The organism is Bordetella genomosp. 8 (assembly GCF_002119685.1).
Lineage (GTDB): Bacteria > Pseudomonadota > Gammaproteobacteria > Burkholderiales > Burkholderiaceae_B > Bordetella_C.
Map to the genome: position 1 here is coordinate 2,539,234 of NZ_CP021108.1, position 20,836 is coordinate 2,560,069.

Below are 20,836 nucleotides of genomic sequence, written 5' to 3' on the forward strand. Positions count from 1 at the left end.
CTCGCCGATGCTGCTGCAACAGCCTGGGCTGATAGGGGGGCTGCGCCTGAAGAATCGCGTGGTGATGGCGCCCATGGGCACCAATTACAGCACCACGGACGGCCTGTCGACGGAGCGCGACAAGCAGTACTACGAGGAGCGGGCGCGCGGCGGGGTGGGCATGATCATGACCGAGGCCATGGTCGTGACGGAGCAGGCGCGCCCGCACAACAACTCCCTGTGCTGCTATCACGACCGCTTCATCCCCGGCCTGGCCAGCATCGTCGAAGCGATCAAGCGCCATGACTGCGCGGTATTCGGCCAGTTGAACCATCGCGGCGCGCTGCTGCGCCGTTCCGTGCTGAACATGGAACCGGTCGGACCGTCGTCGTGGGCCAATCCCAACACGGGCGACACCGTGCGCCCGCTGTCCGTGGCCGAGATCGCGGAGATCCAGAAATTGTTCGTGGCGGCCGCCCGGCGGCTGTGGCTGGCCGGCTATGACGGTGTGGAGATCCATGCGGCGAACGGCTATCTCTTCCAGCAGTTCTTCAGCCCGCGCATCAACCATCGCGACGACGCCTACGGCGGATCCATCGACAACCGCATGCGCTTCCTGCTGGAAACGATAGACCGCGTGCGCGTCGCGCTGCCCGAACTGCGGCTGGTCATACGCCTGAGCGCCAGCGAGTTCGCCGAAGGCGGTTACGGACAGGACGAGATCATCGCGCTGGCGCGGGCTGTGCAGGGCGCCGGCGCGGACGCCATCGACCTGTCCGGCGGCAGCAACGAAAGCCCCCAATTGTCCAAGTTCTGTATCCAGCCGCCGTCCTTTCCGCGAGGCTGCCTGGCGGACACGGCGCGGCCCATCAGGCAGGCTGTGGGGATACCGGTATTCGTGGCGGGCCGCATGGTGCAAGCGGAGGACGCGGAACAGGTGCTGGCCAGCGGCGCGGCCGACTTCGTTTCCATCGGCCGCGCGCTGTATGCGGACCCGCACTGGGCCGCCAAGGCCTTCGGCCAGATCGACGCGCCCATCCGTGCCTGTATCGCCTGCAACGTCTGCTTCGAAAGGCTGACGCTGGAAAAAGACGTCGCCTGCGTGCAGAACCCCATGATGGGAACGGAGTTCGAGCGCCTGGAATACGCCGAGCCGCAATTGTTCGCGCCCCCGGCGGGGCCGCGTGCCCGCGTGCTGGTGCTGGGCGCGGGCGTCGCGGGCATCGAGGCGGCGCGGGTGTTGAAGGGGCGTGGCCACGAGGTGGAAATCTGGGAGAACCGCGAGTATCCCGGCGGCCAGATGCCGCTGGCCACCGCGTCGCCGGACAAGCACGAGGTCGAGCCGGTCTGGAGCTATCGGTGGCAAACCGTGCAGCGCATGGAGATCCCGGTAAGGCTGGGCGTTTCCACCGATGAACAGGCCATCCGCGACTATGCGCCCGACTACATCGTCGTCGCCACGGGGTCGCGTCCGGCCGCGCCGCCCATGGACGTCGGTGGGCTGGCGCCTTCCGTGCAGGTCAGGCACGCCTGGGACGTGCTGGCGGACCTGGATGCCTTGCCCGCCGGCGCGCGCATCACGATCGTGGGCGGCGGCATGGTGGGCGCGGAAACCGCGGATGCGCTGCGGGTGCGGGGCGCGCGGGTCACCGTACTGGAGATCCAGTCCGCCATCGCCAATGGAATGGCGCGCAACAACAAGTTCGAACTGGTGGAGCGGCTGGCCGCGGACGGTGTCGCGCTGCTGACGCGTTGCCGCATCCTCAAGGCGCACGGCGTATCCCTGGATATCCAGGTGGCCGACGAAGCGCCGCGCACCATATCCGTGGGCGACATGCTGGTGTTCGCCACGGGACCGCGCCCGAATCTGGACGTGCTGCCGGCGGTCGAAGCCAGCGGCATTCCCTACGCGCGTATCGGCGATTGCAATGCGCCGGGCGATTTCCTGGCGGCGCTGCGCGATGCCTGGATGGTGGCCTTGAGCGTGGACGAGCGCAAAGCACGAATCACAACCACAGGGGGAAGACAAAGATGAAGAAGCTGACGCGTATCGCGACGGCCTTGCCCGCCGCGCTGGCGGTGGTGGCCGCCGCCTTGCTCGGGGTGCCGGCTGGCGCCGTGGGTGCATCGCCCGATGGCGCGCCTGGGAGCGCGGCCGGCAAGGGGGATGGCGCCGCGAATTTCCCTGATCGCCCCGTCAAGCTGATCGTGCCGTTTCCCCCGGGGGGCGGCACCGACATCCTGGCGCGGCCGCTGGCGCAGAAGCTGGGCGAAAAGTGGAAGCAGCCGGTGATCATCGAAAACCGCGCCGGCGCGGGCGGCAATATCGGCACCGAAGCCGCGGCGCGCGCGCCGGCCGATGGCTACACCATCGTGCTGGGCACGGTGGGCACGCACGCCATCAACCAGAGCCTGTATCGCAACCTGTCCTATGACGCCACGCGCGATTTCACCGCCATCACGATGGTGGCGAATACGCCCAATGTGCTGGTGCTCAATCCAGGCGTACCCGCGCGCTCCGTGCAGGCGTTGATTGCCATGGCCAAGGCCAGGCCAGGCACGCTGAACTACGCATCGCCGGGCAATGGCACGCCGCCGCATCTGGCGGCGGAAATCTTCAAGAGCATGGCGGACGTGTCGATCACCCACGTGCCGTACAAGGGCAGCGCGCCGGCCATGACGGACCTGCTGGGTGGCCAGGTGCAGATGATGATCGCCAACGCGCCCGTGGTGCTGCCTTACATCAAATCCGGCAAGCTCGTCGGCCTGGCGTCGACCAGCGCGACGCGTCCGGCCATGCTGCGCGACATTCCGACGCTGTCGGAAAGCGGGCTGAAGGGCTACGAGGCCGATACCTGGTATGGCCTGTTCGCGCCGGTGGGAACGCCGCCGGCGGTCGTCGCCAAGCTCAATGCCGATGTCGTCGCGGCCTTGAAATCGCCGGATATCCAGGCGTTCTTCGCCGAGCAGGGCGCCGAGGTCATCGGCGACAGCTCCGCCGACGCCAACGCCAAGGTCCGTTCGGAAGTTGAAAAATGGCGCGGCGTCATCCAGTCCATCGGCCTGAAGATGGACTGAGGAGCGCACCATGGGCCTGGACAGTACCGAAACCTTGGCGAGCCGGCTTGGCGGCTTCATCGCGCGCACGGACTACGACGCACTGCCCGCGCACGTGGCGGATGCGGTCAAGCTGCGCATGCTGGATCTGCTGGCCGCGTCCTGCGCGGGCGTGCTGGCCGGCAATCATGACGGGCCGTTGCGCCTGTTGCCGGATCCCGGTGCATGCGCGATCTGGGGCACGCCGCTGGGGCGTTCGCTGCGCGACGCGGTGATCATCAACAGTGCGGTGTCGCATTCGACTTACTTCGAGGACGGCTCGCGCTATACCGGCGGGCACCCCTCGTCCGCCGTGATCCCCGCCGCGCTGACCCTGGCCGCCGCGCGTGGCGCCAGCGGCCGCATGGTAGTGGCGGCCATCGCCAATGGCTACGAGGTGTTCCTGAGGCTGGGACGCGCGATCTATCCGGCCACGGTCCGGCGGGGCTTCCAGAGTACCGCTATCCTGGCCGCGCCCGCCACGGCCGCGGCGGTGGCGACCTTGCTCGATCTGTCCGCGCAGCAATCGGCGCACGCCGTCGCCATCGCTTGCAGCCATGGGGCAGGGCTCAAGGCGGCGCTGAAGAGCGCCGACAGCCAGCCTTTGCAGGTCGGCCGCAGCAGCGAAGGCGGCCTGCTGGCGGCGCTGTATGCAGCGCAGGGCGCGACTGGCGCGGCCGATATCTTCGAGACCGGCTTCCTGCCGGCCTTTGGCGGCGAGACGGCGGCGGCCGCGCAGGGTTTGGGCGACCGCTGGAGTATCGACGAAACCTACCTGAAGGCCCACGGCGGCTGCCGGGGCAATCATGCGCCCATCGACGCGGCCGCCGCCGCCATGCGCGGCGTGGATCCGTCCCGGGTCGCGCGCATCGACGTCAAGGTCGACACCGTGACGCGGGCAGCCGCGATCGAACCCCCGCGTGACGCCGACCAGGCGCAGTTTTCCATCGCGTTCTCCATCGCCGTGATGCTGGTGACGGGCGACGCGACGCCTGTCCGCTACACCGGCACCATGCTCGCCGATGAGCGTGTACGGCGCTTGATGGCCCTGACGACGGTCGCCGCCGACCCGGCGCTGGACGTCGGCTATCCGGAGCGCCGTCCGGCGCTGGTCACCGTCACCCTGGCGGACGGCCGCGAATTGCACCATGCCCTGGATCACGCCAGGGGCGAACCCGAAAACCCGATGTCCGGCGACGACATCGCGCGCAAGTTCGACACGATGGCCGCACCCATCTTCGGTTCCGGCAGCGCCCGCATCCGGGATGCCGTGCTGTCCATCGACGCCGGCACGACGCCCGCCACGCTGGCCGCCATGCTGGCTGCTCCGCTCGGGTGGGATGGCGACCATTCCGATTCTTCCACATGAACGCCGCACAGCCATGACCACGACGCACTCCGCAAGCCCCGCATATCTGCCCGACTACGAGGTCTACGCCATCCGCTACGCCACCCGCGATGCGCGGCGGCAGAACAACTTCGTCGGCGGCGATCCGCACGACGGCCCCATGCCCATGGACTATTACGTGTGGCTGGTGCGCGGCGACGGCCGCGAGTTCGTCGTCGATACCGGCTTCGGCCCCGAAGTCGCGGCCAGGCGCGGGCGCCAGCTGCTGCGCACGCCGGCCGAAGGCCTGGCGATGCTGGGCGTGGATGCCGCGCAGGTGCGCGACGTCATCATCACGCACCTGCACTACGACCACGTCGGCACCTTCGATACGTTCACGTCGGCACGCTTTCATCTGCAGGACGCGGAAATGGCCTATGCCACCGGCCGCCACATGCGCCACCGCCAGTTCAATCACGGCTATGAGGTCGATGAGGTCACCGGCATGGTGCGCATGGTCTACAAGGACCGCGTGGCCTTCCACGCCGGCGATGCCGAGCTGGCGCCCGGACTGAGCGTGCACCACATCGGCGGCCATACCCACGGCCTGCAATGCGTACGCGTGCATACGCGGCGCGGCTGGGTGGTGCTGGCCTCCGACACCAGCCACTACTACGAACATTTCGAGAAGCGCCGGGTGTTCACCACGGTGTTCCACGTCGGCCAGGCAGTCGAAGGCTACGAGACGCTGGAGCGTCTGGCCGACTCGCGCGCGCACATCGTGCCCGGCCACGATCCGCTGGTGATGCGCCGCTATCCCGCGGTGTCGCCTGAACTGGACGGCATCGCCGTGAGGCTGGACGTGGCGCCATCCGAATAGCGAGGCGGGCACAGCGCCCGCGTCGGACCATACGCTGCGCGGTAAGCAACGAGGACACAACGAGGAGACAATAATGACACCGATAAAGACCCTGGCGGCCGTCGCCGTGCTGGCCGTTGCCATGGCGCCCGGCGCCCACGCGGATACCTATCCGTCGCGGCCGATACGCACGCTGGTGGCTTTTCCCGCCGGCGGCAGCGCCGACATCGTCGCCCGCCTGGTCACGCAGAAGGTCGGCGAGATGTCCGGCTTCAGTTTCGTCGTCGAGAACCGCCCCGGCGCGGGGGGTAACCTGGCCTTCGATGCGACCGCCTCCGCCGCGCCGGACGGTTATACGCTGCTGTTCAGTACGCCCGGCATCGCCATCAACCCCAGCCTGTACCGCAAGGTGGAATACAAGCTGAGCGATTTCAAGCCGATCGCGCTGGTGGGCGAAGCCCCGCTGGTCCTGATGACGCGGCCCGACCTGCCCATCCACGACATCAACGATCTGGTCGCGGCGGGCAAGGAGAAGCCCGACGCGGTGCGCTTCGCCAGCTCCGGCAACGGCAGTTCGTCGCACCTGGCCATGGAGGTTTTGAAGTCCATGGCCGGCCTGCAATACCTGCATGTGCCGTACAAAGGCGGCGGCGCCGCAATGGCCGATATGCTGGGCAAGCGCGTCGACGTGACCATGCTGCCGATATCGGAAAGCATGCCGTATATCCGCGATAACCGCCTGCGCGCGCTGGGACAGACCGGCGCCAGGCGGTCACCCATCGCGCCCGACATTCCGACTTTCGCGGAAGAGGGCGTCAAGGGCTATTCCGTGACGACCTGGTACATGCTGCTGGGCCCGGCCAAGCTGCCGGACGCCGTCGTCGACACCCTGGCCCGGAAGTTCGACGAGGCCTTGAAGTCTCCGGACCTGCAGCAGAAGCTGCGCAACGCCGGCGTCAGCATCATCAACGAAGGCCCCGCCCAGACCAAGGCTTTCCTGGACCAGCAGGCAGCGAGCTGGTCCAAGGCCATCGCCGCGTCGGGCACGCGCATCGATTAACAAGCAGGAGTATGCATCCATGAGCAGTTCAAAACCGCCCTTGCTGGCGAACGCGACACGGGATCTGGCGGCGTTCGCCGCGTCGATCCGCTACGAGGATCTGCCGGCCGACGTGATCCAGCGCATCAAGACCAGCGCCCTGGACAGCATCGCCTGCTGCCTGTACGGCGCCACCTTGCCGTGGACGCGTAAAGTCGCCGACATGGTGCAGGAAGAGGGCGCCGCGCCGGTGGCGTCGGTGATGGGCACGGGACAACGCAGTTCGGTGGCCAACGCCGTGCTGGTCAACGCCACGGCGGGGCATGCCTTCGAGCTGGACGATATCCACAAGGAATCGATCCTGCACCCTGGCTCCATCGCGCTGCCGATCGCCATCGCCTACGCGGAACGCGACGGCGACTGGACCGGCCGCGACCTGATCACCGCCATGGCCACCGGCTATGAGATCGGCATCCGCGTCGGCAATGCGGCGACCATGGGCCTGTTCTTCCGCGGGTTCCATCCCCAGGGATCGTCCGGTGTCTTCGTGGGCGCGGCCTGCGCGGGCAAGAGCCTGGAACTGGACGCATCGCGCATGCAGCACGCCCTGGGCATCGTCGGCTCGCAAGCCGGCGGCCTGATGGCGGCGCAGGAAGGCGCGATGGTCAAGCGCTTCCACGCCGGGCGGGCGGCGCAGAGCGGCGTGTACTCGGCGCAACTGGCGGCGCGCGACTTCACCGGGATTACCGACGTGCTGGAAGCCAGCTACGGCGGCTACCTGGTGGCCTACTCGGATGCGCCCAACGCCGCGCGCCTGACCGACGGCCTGGGCAGCGTTTGGGAGACCGCCAAGGTGGGCTACAAGCCGCACGCCAGCGTCACGAGCATCCATTCCGCCCTGGATGGCCTGGCGCAGATCATGCGGGAGCATCGGCTGTCCCCCGACGATATCGGAGCGCTGGATGTCGGCGTCAGCGAAATGACCTTCGTGCACTGCGCCTGGGACTACAAGGCGCAGGGCGTGACGGCGGCGCAGATGAACCTGTACTACGGCCTGGCCGTCATCGCCCATGACGGCATGGCCTTCGTCAACCAGTATCGCGAGGACAGGCTGGCGGACCCGCGGCTGCTGGATTTCATCAAGCGCATCCATGCGCGCTCGGACGAATCGATCAACGCCATGGGACCGGCATTCCGCCACGCCGCCAACGTCAGCGTGCGTACCCGGGATGGCCGCACGCTGGACCAGCAGGTCCTCAATCGCCGCGGTAGCCCGGAAAACCCGTTGCAGCCGCAAGACGTCGAATTCAAGTTCCGCAACGTGGTCGAGTCCTGCCTTTCCCCGGCCGACGTCGACGCGGTCGTACGCATGTGCGACACGCTGCACGCCATGGAAGACCTGAGCCCCTTGATCGCCATGTTGGCCAAGCCCGGCAGGTCGGCCGCGTAACGCGAAGATTCCCATACCTATCGTTCAACGACAGACATCCAGGACCATCATGCCCCAGACGCTTTCCGAACAACTCGCCGATCATTTCACCGCCTTCGCCAGGAAAGAGCTCCCCGACGCCAACCGCAAGGCCGTCAAGCGGCTGCTGCTGGATTACCTCGGCGTGGCCGTCGCGGGTAGCCAGACCGGCAGCGGCGAAGTCGCCCGCCGTTTCGCGCAGTCCAGCGGCGGCCATGAAGAAGCCACGCTGATCGGCGAAGGCACGCGCGTACCCGCCATGCAGGCGGCCCTGGCCAACGCCATTTCATCGCACAGCGTGGAGCTCGACGATATCGACGTGCTCGCGCTCTTTCACTTCAGCCCGCCGGTGTACTCCGCCGCGCTGGCCACGGCCGAGCGCGAGAAGACCGATGGGAAATCGCTGCTGGCGGCCCTGGCCGCCGGTTGCGAAATGATGGAGCGGGTAAGCAAGGCCGCCAACAACTCGCTGCGCAACCGTGGCTATCACACCACGCCCACCTGCGGCATTTTCGGCGCCACGGTGGCGTCGGCCTGCCTGCTCGGATTGTCGGCCGAGCAGATGGTATCGGCCCTGGGCCTGGCCGGCGCGCAGTCCGGCGGCCTGATGGAAATGTACGGCCCGTCCATGCAGAAGCGCTTCAATCCCGGGCCGGCGTCGCGCAGCGGCGTGACGTCGTCGCTGATGGCGCAGCTGGGCTTCACCGGCGCGGCCACGATCTTCGAAGGCGAACGTGGCTTCCTGAAGGCCTTCACCGACAGCAACGATCCCGCGCAGCTGGTCAAGGACCTGGATCGGCCCTATCAGCTCGACATCGAATTCAAGCCGTATTCCTGCGCGCGGCCCATCCACAACGCCATCGATTGCGCGCTGGAGATCCGGCGCAAGCACCAGCCCGATTTGCAGCGCATCAAGCGCATCCGCATGGCCCGCCATCCGGACTGGGCCCTGTACCACCAGAATGCCCACCCGACGACTTACCACGAGGCCCAGGTCAGCCTGCCTTATTCGGTGGCCGTGGCGCTGACCGATGGCCAGGCCCTGTTCCCGCAGTACAACAATGCGCGCCTGAAGGAGCCCATGCTGAAGAAGCTGTCGGAGATGGTGGAGATCACCGTGGACGAGAGCTTGCCGCGCGGCGTGTCATGCCTGATGACGATGGAAATGGATGACGGCGCGAGCTACCGTTCGCAGGTGGATTATCCGAAGGGATCGATCCAGAACCCGATGTCCGACGACGAATTGCGCGCCAAGTTCGACAGCCTGGCCACCCCCGTGCTGGGCGCCGAGCGCGCGGCGCAGGTGGCCGAACAGGTGGCGAACATCGAGGCTTGCGCCGACGTGGGCGCCTTGATGCGCCTGCTGGCGCCGGCGCGCTGACGCCCGGGCGCGGGAAAACAAGAACGAGCCGCGCGGCGCGGCGCCGGACCGCCCTATGCGACCCGGCCCGCCCTCGCCGCACACCAAAGGAGACCGATATGCTGCAATCCCTGAAACCTCTGGCCGGCCTGTTCGCCACGGCGGCCCTGGCCCTGGCCGCCATGCCCGCGCTTGCGCAGGATAAATACCCGTCGCGGCCCATCCACCTTGTCGTCGGCTTCCCGCCCGGCGGCTCCAACGATATCGTCGCCCGCATCCTGGCGCCCAAGCTCGGCGAGTTCATCGGCGCCAGCGTGGTGGTCGAAAACCGCCCGGGCGCCAATGCCATCATAGGCACCGATTACGTCGCGCGCGCGGCGCCGGACGGCTATACCATCACGCTGGGCAGCGCCAGCCCATTGGCCATCAGCCCGCATACCTACAGCAATATGCCCTTCGATCCGCTGAAGGATCTGGTCGGCATCACCACGGTCGCGCAGACGCCCGAGCTGATCGCCGTCAATCCCAAGGTGCCCGCGAAAACCCTGCAGGAGCTGGTCGCGCTGTCCAAGACGCGCGACGTGACGTTCTCGTCCTCGGGCAATGGCGGACTGCCGCACCTGGCCATCGAGCTGCTGAAGATCGCTTCCAAGGGCCGTATCGTGCACGTGCCGTACAAGGGCGCCGGGCCGGCCATTACCGATGCCGTGGGCGGCCACGTCGACGGCATCATCGTCGACCTGCCGGCCCTGTACACCATGGTGAACGAAGGCAAGCTGCGCGCCATCGCCGTCACCAATACCCATCGCGCCGACGTCATGAAGGACGTCCCGACCTCGGCGGAAGGCGGGCTGCCCAGCGTGCTGGCCTTCAACTGGTTCGCCGTCATGGCGCCTGCCAAGACGCCCAAGCCCATCGTCGACAAGCTCTACAAGGCGCTCGTGCAGACGGTCCAGTCGCCCGACGTCAAGGCCAGCCTGGAAAAGCTGGGCATCGAACCCTACGCGCAATCGTCGCCCGAAGCATTCGCGAAGTTCATGCAGACGGAACTGGTGCGGTGGGGCGACGTGGCGCGGGCGTCGGGCGCCAGGGCCGACTGAATCCTTCCAGGGAGGCAACCGTGGACGATCTGAAATCATGGAAAGCACTGGCGAGCGAACATCGCGGCATCACGATGGCGCTGGCGGAATTCATCGCCGGCCTGAAGCCCGCCGACGTGCCGGCGGCGACGCGCGAAGTCCTGGAAAAGGCGCTGGTCGATGGCCTGGGCTGCGCCTTGTACGGCCTTGCCACGCCCTGGGGCCGCATCATGCGCGAGTACGCGCTCGACCGGCAGGGGCCGGCGGAAGCCGCGTTGTGGGGCGGGCAGGCGCGCGTGAGCGTGGGCAACAGCGTCCTGGCGGCGGGCACCGCCATACACAGCTTCGACTTCGATGACCACAGCCGCGCCAAGATCCATCCCGGCGCCGTCGTGCTGCCCGTGGTGCTGGCATTGGGCGAGCGCGAAGGCGTGGACGGCGCGACGCTGATGGCCGCCATGGCGGCAGGCTACGAAACCATGAACCGCGTCAGCCAGGCCGCCAACCCCGGGCGTACCCGCATGCGCGGCTGGCACCTGACCGGCACCACGGGCACCTTCGCCGCCGCCGCCGCTGCCAGCGTCATCCTGGGCCTGGACGCCTCCACCACGGCCAGCGCGCTGGGCCTGGCGGGCACGCAATCGGCCGGCCTGTGGGCTTTCACCGCCGATGGCGGCATGAGCAAGCGGATGCATCCCGGACGCTCGGCGGAAGCCGGCGTCACCGCCGCGCTCCTGGCCGCGCGCGGTTTCGCCGGGCCGCGCTACATCCTGGAGGCCGAGGACGGCAGCTTCCTGTTCGGCATGTCCGACAGCCCGCGTCCCGGCATGATCACGCAGGGCCTGGGCACGACCTGGCATACCGACGTCACCTGCTTCAAGCCGCATTCCTGCTGCGGCAGCAACCACGCCTGCGTGGACGCGGCCCTGGCATTGATGCGCGAACATCGCATCGACCTGGAGGATATCGACCGCATCGTGGCAGGCATCCCGTCGGTGGTGAACACGCAGACCGGTTTCGAGTATCGCGCCGATTCGGTGTTGAACGCGCAGATGAGCCTGCGCTACAACATCGCCGTGGCGCTGATGGATGGCCAGGCCTATCTGGAGCAGTTCACGCCCGCGCGCATCGTCGAGCCGCGCGTCGTCGCCCTGTCCCGCCGCGTCGATATCGAGATCGATCCGGAGATCGATCGCGCCTATCCCGACATCTACGGCGGCCGTGTCACCCTGCATCTGCGCGACGGGCGCACGCTTGCGCAGCGCGTGGACTATTCCCTGGGCATGCCGGAGAATCCCATGCCGCGGGCGGAGATCGAACGCAAGTACATGTCGCTGGGCACCGCGTCGGTAGGCGAGGAGACGGCGGGGCGCATATTGCGCCTGGCGAACGGCCTGTTCGATGGGCCGGGCGCTGCGGCGCTGGGCCGGGCGTTGGAGCAGGCCACGCCCGCGATGCAGGATCCGCCGGCAGCCGGCTAGCGGCCGTGGGTGGCCATGGCCGCGGGCTGCATGCCGCCCGCGTGCCGACGGCCCGTCGCGGCTTGTCCATCGATCCGCGGTTTCAACAACCGCAGGCCGTTGGCCACCACCAGCAGGCTGGTGCCGACGTCGGCGAAAACCGCCATCCACAGCGTGGCCAGGCCTGAGAGCGCCAGGACCAGGAACACCGCCTTGATACCCAGGGCCAGCACGATGTTCTGCACCAGCACGCGATGCGTGGCGCGCGACAAGGCGACGAACTCGGCGATCTTGCGCGGATCGTCATCCATCAAGGCCACGTCCGCGGTTTCGATGGCCGTGCCGGTACCCGCCGCGCCCATGGCGAAGCCGATATCCGCCCGCGCCAGGGCGGGCGCGTCGTTGATGCCGTCGCCCGCCATGCCGACCAGTCCGTCGCGCATATGGCTTTCCAGCGCGGCCAGCTTGTCCTCGGGCAGCTGATCGCCGCGCGCATCGCTGATGCCCAATTCGCCGGCGATGGCGCGCACGGCGGCCGCGTTGTCACCGCTCAGCATCAAGGTACGCACGCCCTGCGCATGCAGCTGGTCGATCGCCGCGCGGCTTTCGCCCCGCACCGTATCGGCAACGGCCGCCACCGCGATGGCGCCGCCGGCGTCGCACAGCACGACGGCGGTCTTGCCTTGGGCTTCCAGGGCATCCAGCGCCGCCGTCACCGCCGGCGTGTCCCATCCCTGTTCCCGCATCAGCCGGCGATTGCCCAGGTGATACAGCTTGCCGTCGATGCTGCCGCGCACGCCGCGGCCGGGCAGGGCGGTGAAGTCCTCCACCTGCCGCAGCGGGCCGCCGCCATAACCCGCCGCGATGGCCCGCGAGACAGGATGGTCCGAGCGCGCGGCCAGGCTCGCGGCCAGGCCCGCGTCCACGTCCTGCCCATCGATGCCGCGCAGTTCGGTCAGCACGGGCTTGCCGTGCGTCAGCGTGCCCGTCTTGTCGAAGGCCACCCAACGCAGCTTGCGGCCGTTCTCCAGATAGACGCCGCCCTTTATCAGGATGCCGCGCCGCGACGCCGCCGTCAGCCCGCTGACGATGCTGACCGGCGTGGAGATGACCAGGGCGCAGGGGCAGGCGATGATCAGCAAGGCCAGGGCGCGATACACGGCTTCGGCCCAGGGCTGCGCCCACAACAGCGGCGGCACGCAGGCCGCGAGGATGGCGACGATGACGACCGTGGGCGTGTAGATGCGGGAGAATCGGTCGATGAACCGCTGCATCGGCGCGCGCGATGCCGCCGCCTGTTCCACCGCGTGGATGATGCGCGCCAGCGTGGTGTCCTGCGCCGCCGCGGTCACGCGGTATTCGAAAGAGCCTTCGGCGTTGACGGTGGCGGCGTAGACCTGGTCGCCCGCCGTCTTGTCGGCCGGCATGCTTTCACCCGTGATGGCCGATTGGTCGACCGACGATCGGCCGTTCAAGACCACGCCATCCGCGGCGATCCGTTCGCCGGGACGCACGCGCACGATGTCGTCCGCGGCGAGCTCGGCCGCGGGAACTTCGCTCCATGTGCCATCGGGCTGCTGCCGCGTGGCATTGGGCGGCGCCAGGTCGAGCAGGCCGCGCACAGCGTTGCGCGCGCGATCCAGCGAACGCGCTTCGATCTGTTCCGCGACATTGAACAGGAACATCACCATGGCGGCTTCGGGCCATTGCCCGATTACCGCGGCGCCGGTGACGGCGATACTCATCAGCGCATTGATGTTCAGGTTGCCGTTGCGCACCGCGATCCAGCCCTTGCGGTAGGTGTTCAGGCCGCAGGCCAGCACGGAAGCCAGGGCCAGGACCGCGGAGGCCGCCGGGGGCATGCCGGCGAAGTGCGCGATCTCGGCCAGCGCGGCCAGGACGCCGGCCATCGCCAGCAGCTTCCAACGCGGTTTTTCGGCGGGCGGCGTCGACACGGGCGCCCGGCCGGCCAGGACTTCCGGCGTCATGCCGACGGCGCGCACGCCGGCCAATACCTGGTCCTGGCCGCCTTCCGCGTGGACCACGGACAGTACGCGGCGCATGAGGTCGAAATGCAGGTCGCCCACGCCGGGCAGCGTGCCGAGTTTCTTGCGCAGCAGCGCTTCTTCGGTCGGGCAGTCCATCTGGCCGATGCGCATACGGGTCAGCGTCATGCCGGCCGGGACGTTCAGGGTCGATTCGGCGCCGGCCGGCTGCGCCGGGGCGCCGTGGCAGCAGTCCGCGCCGTGGGCGTGCCCGTGTCCGTGATCGTGCCCATGATGATGCGCATGCGCATGTCCGTGCGCATGTCCGTGCGTATGGTCGTGCGTCTGCGGACGATCCTGCTCATGATCGTGTCCATGATCATGAGCATGCCCTTCCGAATGAGCGTGTGCATGATCGTGGCAGCAGCCGTCCCCGTGCCGATGCGCCGACGGCTGGATGGCGATGATTTTCTTGTCCATGGGGCGTATTGCACACCCTGGGGTTACTATAGGGTCAAGCCCAACCCAGGAGCATCTCCATGAAAATCGGAGAATTGGCCAAAGCCGCCGGTACGACGGTCGAGACCGTCCGCTACTACGAAAAGGAAGGCCTGCTGCCCGCGCCGGATCGCGGCGCCAACAACTATCGCAGTTATGGCCCCGTGCACGCCGAACGCCTGCGGCTCATCCGCAATTGCCGGGCATTGGATATGACGCAGGACGAAATCCGCGCCATCCTGACGCTCGCGGACAGGCAGGCCGCCGACTGCGGCCCCATTAACGAGATCTTCCAGGACCACATCCGGCACGTCGACGAACGCATCGCCGAGCTCATGCACCTGAAAACGCAATTGTCTGCGCTGCGCCAGCGCTGCATGTCGGCCCGACCCCACGCGGAGGACTGTGGGATCCTCCACGGCCTGGCGGAAATGCAGGTCGAGGAGCGCCCCGAACGCCATACCCACCTAGGCTGACCTCTTACCGACACCATGACTTCGACACTGAATTCGGCACCCATACACGCGCTGCATACGCGTCGTTCGATGAAATTCCTGCGCGCGCCGGCCCCTCGGCCGGAAGAACTGGAGCAGATGCTGCAGGCCGCCATGGCGGCGCCCGACCACGGCGCCCTGCGGCCCTGGCGGTTCAAGATCATCCGAGGCGAGGCCATCGGCCGCCTGGCGGACCTGGCCCTGGACGAGGTCAAGCGCAGCGGCGACAAGCGCATGACCCCGGAGAAGGAAAAATCCGTCCGCGAATGGCTGGCGGGCGTGCCGGTGCTGATCGCGCTGGCGCAGAAAATCAATCACGACAACCGGAAGGTGCCCGAGCAGGAGCAACTGCTGGCCACCGGCGCATCGGTCATGAACATCCTGAACGCCGCGCACATGCTGGGCTACGGCGCGTTCTGGAGCACCGGGCTGGGCACCTACCTGGAGCCGGTGCAGGAGGCCCTGGGTTTCGACGCGCTGGACTACCGGTTCCTGGGGTTCCTGGCCATCGGCACGCCGGCCTGCGCCGTGCCGCCCGCCAACCGGCCGGACTTCCATGAGTTCGTGTCGGAATGGACGGGCCCGACCGCCGCCTAGCCGGGGGGCGCCTAGCCGGGGGTGCCCAGCCGGGGGCCTGGCTGGAAGCGCCTAATCCTTCGCCAGCTCTTCCATGATGGGACATTCCGGCCGATCGTCGCCATGGCAATGGTCGGCCAGATGATGCAAGGTGTCGGCCATCTGCTGCAGCGCCTGCGCCTTGCTCTCCAATTCGGCCACGTGCCTCATGGCGATCCGCTTGACGTCGGCGCTGGCGCGGCTGCGGTCGCGCCACAAAGCGAGCAGGTCGCGCATCTGCTCCACCGAAAAACCCAGGTCGCGCGCCCGGCGCAGGAAGCGCAGCGTGTGCACGTCGTTGTGGCTGTAGATGCGGTAGCCCGCGTCGGTGCGTTCCGGCGACCGCGTCAAGCCTATGCTTTCGTAGTAGCGGATCATCTTGGCCGTAATGCCGGACGCCGCCGCTGCCTGGCCGATATTCATGACGCACCGCCCCCTGCGATAAGTGTGGATGTCCCGTGGCCGGATCGATCGGCGGCGGCCGGCGTCGCCGATACCGGCGCCCGGAACGTCCGCAGCCGCAATGCGTTGCCGACCACGAAGAGACTGGACAGGGCCATCGCCGCGGCCGCGAAGACGGGCGACAGCGACGGACCATGCAGCAGCGCCAGGGCGCCCGCCGCCAGCGGTATCAATGCCACGTTGTACACGAAGGCCCAGAACAGGTTCTGGCGGATATTGGCCAGGGTCGCCCGGCTGATGGCGATGGCGCGCGGCACGCCGGCCGGGTCGCCGGCCATCAGCACGACCGACGCTGCGTCGATCGCGACATCGGTACCCGTTCCGATGGCGATGCCCACGTCCGCCGCGGCCAGCGCCGGCGCATCGTTGATGCCGTCGCCGACGAACGCCAGCAGAGGACGTTCCGCGGCGCCCGTCGCATCGCCTTCCCGCAGTTCGCGGACCGCCCGCACCTTGCCTTCGGGCAGTACTTCCGCGCGCACGTCGTCGATGCCCAGGATCCGCGCGACCGCCTGCGCGGTGTGGCGGTTGTCGCCGGTGATCATCACCGTACGGATGCCCGCCGCGCGCAGGGCTGCGATGGCGGCGGCCGAGGTCGGGCGAACGGGATCTTCCACCGCCATGACCGCGGCGGCAACGCCGTCGATGGCCACGTAGATGGCCGTCTTGCCGGCACGGGCCCAGTTCTCCGCCCGATCCCGCAGCCCGGCCACGTCCACGCCATGCTCGCTCATCAGGCGCTCCGCGCCGACCAGCAGTTGCCGGCCTTGCGCCTCGCCCCGTACGCCGGCGCCCGAAATCGCCTGGAAGCCGCTGACGGCCGTGGCCTGCACGCCGTCCGCGCGCGCCGCCGCCACGATGGCCGAGGCGATCGGATGTTCAGAAGCGGCCTGCACCGACGCCGTCCACGCCAGGACATCTTCGCGCTGAAAACCGGCGGCCAGCGCCATGTCGGTCATGGCGGGCTTGCCCTGCGTCAACGTGCCGGTCTTGTCGAAGGCCACCGTTCCGACGTCTCGCAGGCTTTGCAGCGCATCGCCCTGGCGGAACAGCACGCCCATGTCGGCGGCCCGGCCGGTGCCCACCATGATGGACATCGGCGTGGCCAGCCCCATCGCGCAGGGGCAGGCCACGATCAGCACGGCCACCGCGTGCACCAGCGCCTGGGGCAGGGCGGGCGACGCCCCCCACGCCAGCCACGCAAAGAACGTCACGGCCGCGATTGCCATGATGGCCGGCACGAAGCGATAGGTGATACGGTCCACCAGGCTCTGTATGGGCAGCTTCGCGCCCTGTGCGTCCTGCACCATGCGGGCGATGCGCGCCAAGGCCGTGTCCGCGCCGGTGTGCGTGACCTGCACGGTCAATGTGCCTTGCGTATTGAGCGTGCCGCCCGTCACGGTGTCGCCGGCGGCTTTCTCCACCGGTACGGGCTCGCCCGTGATCATGGATTCGTCCACGAAGGACGCACCGTCGCGCACCACGCCGTCGACCGGAATTTTTTCGCCGGGCCGGATGCGCACCACATCGCCCGACCGGACCTCTTCGATGGGCAGGTCCACGGTGTCTTCGCCACGCAGCACACGGGCGCGCCGCGGTTGCAGCGAGGCCAGCCGCGCGATCGCGGCGCCCGTGCGGCCCTTGGCGCGCGCTTCCAGCAGGCGGCCCAGCAGGATCAGCGTGACGATGACGGCGGCCGCTTCGAAATAGACGTGGCGGGCTTCCGGCGGCAGCCAGTCCGGCATGAACGTCGCGACCGTCGAATACAGCCACGCGCTGCCCGCGCCCACGGCCACCAGGGAGTTCATGTCCGGGCCGCCACGCGCCAGGGCCGCGCCGCCTTTCAGGAAGAAGTCCCTGCCGGGACCCGCCAGTACCAGGCTGGTCAGCAGCCATTGCAGCAGCCACAAGCGCTCGGGTCCCACATGCGCGTCCAGGGCGTGGTGCAGGGCAGGCACCAGGTGGCCGCCCATCTCCAGCAGGAAAACCGGCAGGCTCAAGGCCAGCGCGATGGCGAAGCGGCGGCCCAGGCGGCGCGCTTCCTGTTCGCGCGCGGCTGCGTGGCGCGCCGTTTCGTCGTTTTCCGGCACGATGGGATGGGCGCCATAACCGGCCTTGGCGACGGCGGCCACCAGGGCGTCCGCCGTCGCCACGCCCGCCTGGTCCCACGTCACGCGGGCGCGTTCGGTCGCCAGGTTCACGCTGGCGCCGCGCACGCCGGGGACGGCGGCCAGGGCGTTTTCGACGCGCTTGACGCAGGAGGCGCAGCTCATTCCTTCTATGGCGAGCTCGACAGGGGAGGTTTGCGGTTCGGTTTTCATAGTCGCTGCTGCGGTATGGGCAATGACCACAGTCTGATCCTTCCCATCATGGTAAGGTCAAGCGGCTCGAGGTCAAGTGCGCCAGATCAAATATTGACCTTGCCATGATGGGAAGGTGTACTGTTCCAGGCATCGGGCGGCATGCCGTTCGCCCAGCGCTACAAGGAGTCATCATGACCATGCAATATCAGGTCCCGGACATGTCGTGCCAGCACTGCGTCCAGAGCATTACCCGCGCCGTCGCCCAGGCCGTGCCGGGAACATCGGTTCAGGTGGATCTGTCCAACCATCGGGTTACCGTCACCGGTACGGAAGACCAGGCGCGGGTCGAAGGCGCCATCCGCGAAGCCGGGTACACCGCCATACCCGCTTAAGCGTATCGTGGTTGGCAGGGCAGCGTGGGGGCATCGACAGGGGCCTCATTGAGGAAGACTATCGATTAATAAGAATAATTAAATTTGATGTATTGATAGCTGATATTTATTATTCGTCCATGGCGTTTCGCCTTTGAACCGAACAGGAGATATACCCATGCTGCAAGCCCGCGAAGGACAACGCGTCCCGAACGTGACTTTCCCCGTCCGCGAAGACAACGCCTGGAAGCAGGTCACCACGGACGACATTTTCAAGAATAAGACGGTGGTGGTTTTCTCCCTGCCGGGCGCCTTCACGCCTACCTGCTCGTCCACGCACCTGCCGCGCTACAACGAACTGGCGCCGGCCTTCCGCGCGAACGGCGTCGACAGCATCGTCTGCGTCTCGGTCAACGATACCTTCGTCATGAACGAATGGGCCAAGGACCAGGAGTCGGCCAACGTGACGCTGCTGCCCGACGGCAACGGCGATTTCACCGAAGGCATGGGCATGCTGGTCGACAAACGCAACCTGGGCTTCGGCAAGCGCAGCTGGCGCTATTCGATGCTGGTGCGCGATGGCGTCGTCGAAAAGATGTTCATCGAACCGGAGAAGGACGGCGACCCGTTCGAGGTTTCCGATGCCGACACCATGCTGAACTACATCGCCCCGGCCGCGCGCAAGCCTGACCAGGTGGTGGTGTTCTCCAAGCCGGGCTGCCCATTCTGCATCGAAGCCAAGTCGCTGCTGGACAGCAAGGGCTATGACACGATCGACATCCCCCTGGAAAACAAGGTGCGCGGCCGCGTGATCGGCGCCGTTTCCGGCAAGGCCACCGCGCCGCAGGTGTTCATCAACGGTTCGCTGATCGGCGGCCTGGATGAACTGAAGGCGCACTTCGCCTGAGCCGCGCCGACGCGTGCATGACCTCGCCATTCATATCCGAGCATCATAAGGATTACACATGAAAACCTTGCAAACCGATGTGGCCGTGATCGGCGCCGGCACGGCCGGCCTGGGCGCCTATCGTGCGGCGGTTGCCGCGGGCAAGCGCGCGCTGATCATCGAAGGCGGGCAGTACGGAACGACTTGCGCCCGCGTTGGCTGCATGCCGTCCAAGCTGCTGATCGCCGCCGCCGAGGCCGCGCATGCCGCCGGACACGGTGCGCCCTTCGGCATCCACGTCGACGGCAAGGTGCGTGTGGATGGGCGCGAGGTCATGGACCGCGTCAAGCGCGAGCGTGACCGTTTCGTCGGGTTCGTCGTGGAAGGCGTGGAGAGCATCCCCGCCCAGGACAAGCTGCGCGGCTTTGCGCGGTTCGTGTCCGACACGGTGCTGCGCGTCGACGACCATACGGAAATCCATGCGCGCACCGTGGTGATCGCCACCGGCTCCACGCCGGCGGTGCCGCCGCCGTTCCAGGCGCTGGGCGACCGTCTGGTCGTCAATGACGACGTGTTCTATTGGGACGACCTCCCTTCCAGCGTCGCCGTCTTCGGCCCCGGCGTGATAGGCCTGGAGCTGGGCCAGTCACTGGCGCGGCTGGGCGTGCGCGTAAGGGTGTTCGGTGTCAGCGGCAGCGTGGGCGGCATCACCGATCCGGCGGTGCGGCAAAGCGCCAAAAAGGCCTTCCAGGAAGAGTTCTACCTGGATCCGGATGCGCGCGTGCTGGAAACCACGCGTGACGGCGACCGCGTACGTGTGCGCTACGTCGCGCTGGACAACACGGAACGGGTGGAGCATTTCGACTACGCGCTGGTGGCGACCGGCCGCCGTGCGCACCTGGGCGGCCTGGCGCTGCAGAACACCAGCCTGAAGCTGAATCCGTCCGGCGTGCCGGAGTACGACCGCTACACCTTGCAGGCGGGCGATGCGCCGATCTTCATCGCGGGTGACGCGAATGGCGATCTGCCCTTGCTGCACGAAGCCGCGGACGAAGGGCGCATCGCGGGAGAAAACGCGGCGCATTTCCCCAACGTCAAGGCGGGAACCCGCCGCGCGCCGATGGCGGTGGTGTTCTCCGATCCGCAGCTTGCGGTGGTGGGCACGCCCTACAACCGCCTGCCGGAAGGCACTTACGTGACCGGTGAAGTGGACTTCGGCAACCAGGGGCGCTCACGCGTCATGCTGAAGAACAAGGGCCGCCTGCACGTCTATGCCGATCGGGCCACGGGTCGCTTCCTGGGCGCCGAAATGGCGGGCCCCAGCGTCGAGCATCTGGCGCATCTGCTCGCCTGGTCCTTGCAGCAGGGTATGACGGTGGGCCGCATGCTGGAGATGCCTTTCTACCATCCGGTGGTGGAAGAGGGCTTGCGCACGGCTTTGCGCGACGCCGACGCGCAGGTGCGGGAGCATGGCCTGAAGTTGGCCAACGCGGCGTAAGCGATATACAAAGGCCCCGCCTGTGAGCTGACCCCCGAAAGTTGGACCTCGATCCAG

General features: G+C 67.7%; 18 protein-coding genes. 14 read left to right on the plus strand and 4 right to left on the minus strand.

Translation table 11 applies throughout. The annotated features are described in order from the left end of the window. Positions 1–7 precede the first annotated feature (7 nt). From CAL12_RS11615 to CAL12_RS11655, 9 genes are all read left to right on the plus strand, one after another. Complete coding sequence (locus tag CAL12_RS11615) at positions 8–2,014, plus strand: NAD(P)/FAD-dependent oxidoreductase (protein ID WP_086064575.1); 2,007 nt, start codon at positions 8–10, stop codon at positions 2,012–2,014. Next, complete coding sequence (locus CAL12_RS11620) at positions 2,011–3,057, plus strand: tripartite tricarboxylate transporter substrate binding protein (RefSeq protein WP_086064576.1); 1,047 nt, start codon at positions 2,011–2,013, stop codon at positions 3,055–3,057. Before CAL12_RS11615 ends, CAL12_RS11620 begins: the two co-directional genes overlap by 4 nt. Before the next feature lie 10 nt (positions 3,058–3,067). Then, a complete protein-coding gene (locus CAL12_RS11625; RefSeq protein WP_086064577.1) occupies positions 3,068–4,444 on the plus strand; it encodes an MmgE/PrpD family protein in 1,377 nt (458 codons plus the stop codon). Positions 4,445–4,457: 13 nt separating this feature from the next. Further along, complete coding sequence (locus CAL12_RS11630) at positions 4,458–5,282, plus strand: N-acyl homoserine lactonase family protein (RefSeq protein ID WP_086064578.1); 825 nt, start codon at positions 4,458–4,460, stop codon at positions 5,280–5,282. A gap of 73 nt (positions 5,283–5,355) precedes the next feature. Then, complete coding sequence (locus tag CAL12_RS11635; protein WP_086064579.1) at positions 5,356–6,321, plus strand: Bug family tripartite tricarboxylate transporter substrate binding protein; 966 nt, start codon at positions 5,356–5,358, stop codon at positions 6,319–6,321. A gap of 19 nt (positions 6,322–6,340) precedes the next feature. Further along, positions 6,341–7,750, plus strand: coding sequence for an MmgE/PrpD family protein (locus CAL12_RS11640; protein WP_086064580.1), 1,410 nt, complete (start codon positions 6,341–6,343; stop codon positions 7,748–7,750). Between the two features lie 49 nt (positions 7,751–7,799). Next, the gene (locus CAL12_RS11645; protein ID WP_086064581.1) at positions 7,800–9,149 is read left to right on the plus strand and encodes an MmgE/PrpD family protein; all 1,350 of its coding nucleotides are present in this window, start codon (positions 7,800–7,802) and stop codon (positions 9,147–9,149) included. Between the two features lie 98 nt (positions 9,150–9,247). Further along, positions 9,248–10,228: a Bug family tripartite tricarboxylate transporter substrate binding protein gene (locus CAL12_RS11650; protein WP_086064582.1), complete on the plus strand. Its 981-nt coding sequence runs from the start codon at positions 9,248–9,250 to the stop codon at positions 10,226–10,228. A gap of 20 nt (positions 10,229–10,248) precedes the next feature. Further along, positions 10,249–11,688 carry an MmgE/PrpD family protein gene (locus CAL12_RS11655; protein ID WP_157792964.1) on the plus strand — a complete coding sequence of 480 codons (1,440 nt, stop codon included), beginning with the start codon at positions 10,249–10,251 and terminating at the stop codon, positions 11,686–11,688. Here CAL12_RS11655 and CAL12_RS11660 read toward each other — a convergent pair. Further along, positions 11,685–13,841 (minus strand): heavy metal translocating P-type ATPase, encoded by a 2,157-nt coding sequence (locus CAL12_RS11660; protein WP_232464784.1) that lies wholly within the window; start codon positions 13,839–13,841, stop codon positions 11,685–11,687. The genes CAL12_RS11655 and CAL12_RS11660 overlap by 4 nt on opposite strands. A 14-nt stretch (positions 13,842–13,855) precedes the next feature. Further along, positions 13,856–14,017 (minus strand): hypothetical protein, encoded by a 162-nt coding sequence (locus CAL12_RS28445; RefSeq protein ID WP_232464785.1) that lies wholly within the window; start codon positions 14,015–14,017, stop codon positions 13,856–13,858. A 174-nt stretch (positions 14,018–14,191) separates the two neighbouring features. On the opposite strand from CAL12_RS28445, the gene cadR reads away from it, so the two are divergent. Both cadR and CAL12_RS11670 read left to right on the plus strand, forming a co-directional pair. Further along, the gene (gene cadR, locus CAL12_RS11665) at positions 14,192–14,626 is read left to right on the plus strand and encodes a Cd(II)/Pb(II)-responsive transcriptional regulator (RefSeq protein ID WP_086064585.1); all 435 of its coding nucleotides are present in this window, start codon (positions 14,192–14,194) and stop codon (positions 14,624–14,626) included. Positions 14,627–14,641: 15 nt separating this feature from the next. Next, complete coding sequence (locus CAL12_RS11670) at positions 14,642–15,241, plus strand: nitroreductase family protein (protein WP_420042769.1); 600 nt, start codon at positions 14,642–14,644, stop codon at positions 15,239–15,241. Between the two features lie 51 nt (positions 15,242–15,292). Here the strand turns inward: CAL12_RS11670 and cueR are convergent, their stop codons facing one another. Both cueR and CAL12_RS11680 read right to left on the minus strand, forming a co-directional pair. After that, positions 15,293–15,682, minus strand: coding sequence for a Cu(I)-responsive transcriptional regulator (gene cueR / locus CAL12_RS11675; protein WP_086064586.1), 390 nt, complete (start codon positions 15,680–15,682; stop codon positions 15,293–15,295). Beyond that, positions 15,679–18,042, minus strand: coding sequence for a heavy metal translocating P-type ATPase (locus CAL12_RS11680; protein WP_086064587.1), 2,364 nt, complete (start codon positions 18,040–18,042; stop codon positions 15,679–15,681). Before CAL12_RS11680 ends, cueR begins: the two co-directional genes overlap by 4 nt. A gap of 173 nt (positions 18,043–18,215) precedes the next feature. On the opposite strand from CAL12_RS11680, the gene CAL12_RS11685 reads away from it, so the two are divergent. The 3 genes from CAL12_RS11685 (at position 18,216) to CAL12_RS11695 (ending at position 20,779) form a co-directional block, all read left to right on the plus strand. Continuing rightward, positions 18,216–18,416 carry a heavy-metal-associated domain-containing protein gene (locus CAL12_RS11685; RefSeq protein WP_086064588.1) on the plus strand — a complete coding sequence of 67 codons (201 nt, stop codon included), beginning with the start codon at positions 18,216–18,218 and terminating at the stop codon, positions 18,414–18,416. A 157-nt stretch (positions 18,417–18,573) separates the two neighbouring features. Then, positions 18,574–19,302 (plus strand): glutathione peroxidase, encoded by a 729-nt coding sequence (locus CAL12_RS11690; protein WP_086064589.1) that lies wholly within the window; start codon positions 18,574–18,576, stop codon positions 19,300–19,302. A 58-nt stretch (positions 19,303–19,360) separates the two neighbouring features. Next, positions 19,361–20,779, plus strand: coding sequence for a dihydrolipoyl dehydrogenase (locus CAL12_RS11695; RefSeq protein ID WP_086064590.1), 1,419 nt, complete (start codon positions 19,361–19,363; stop codon positions 20,777–20,779). The last annotated feature ends 57 nt before the right edge of the window (positions 20,780–20,836 follow it).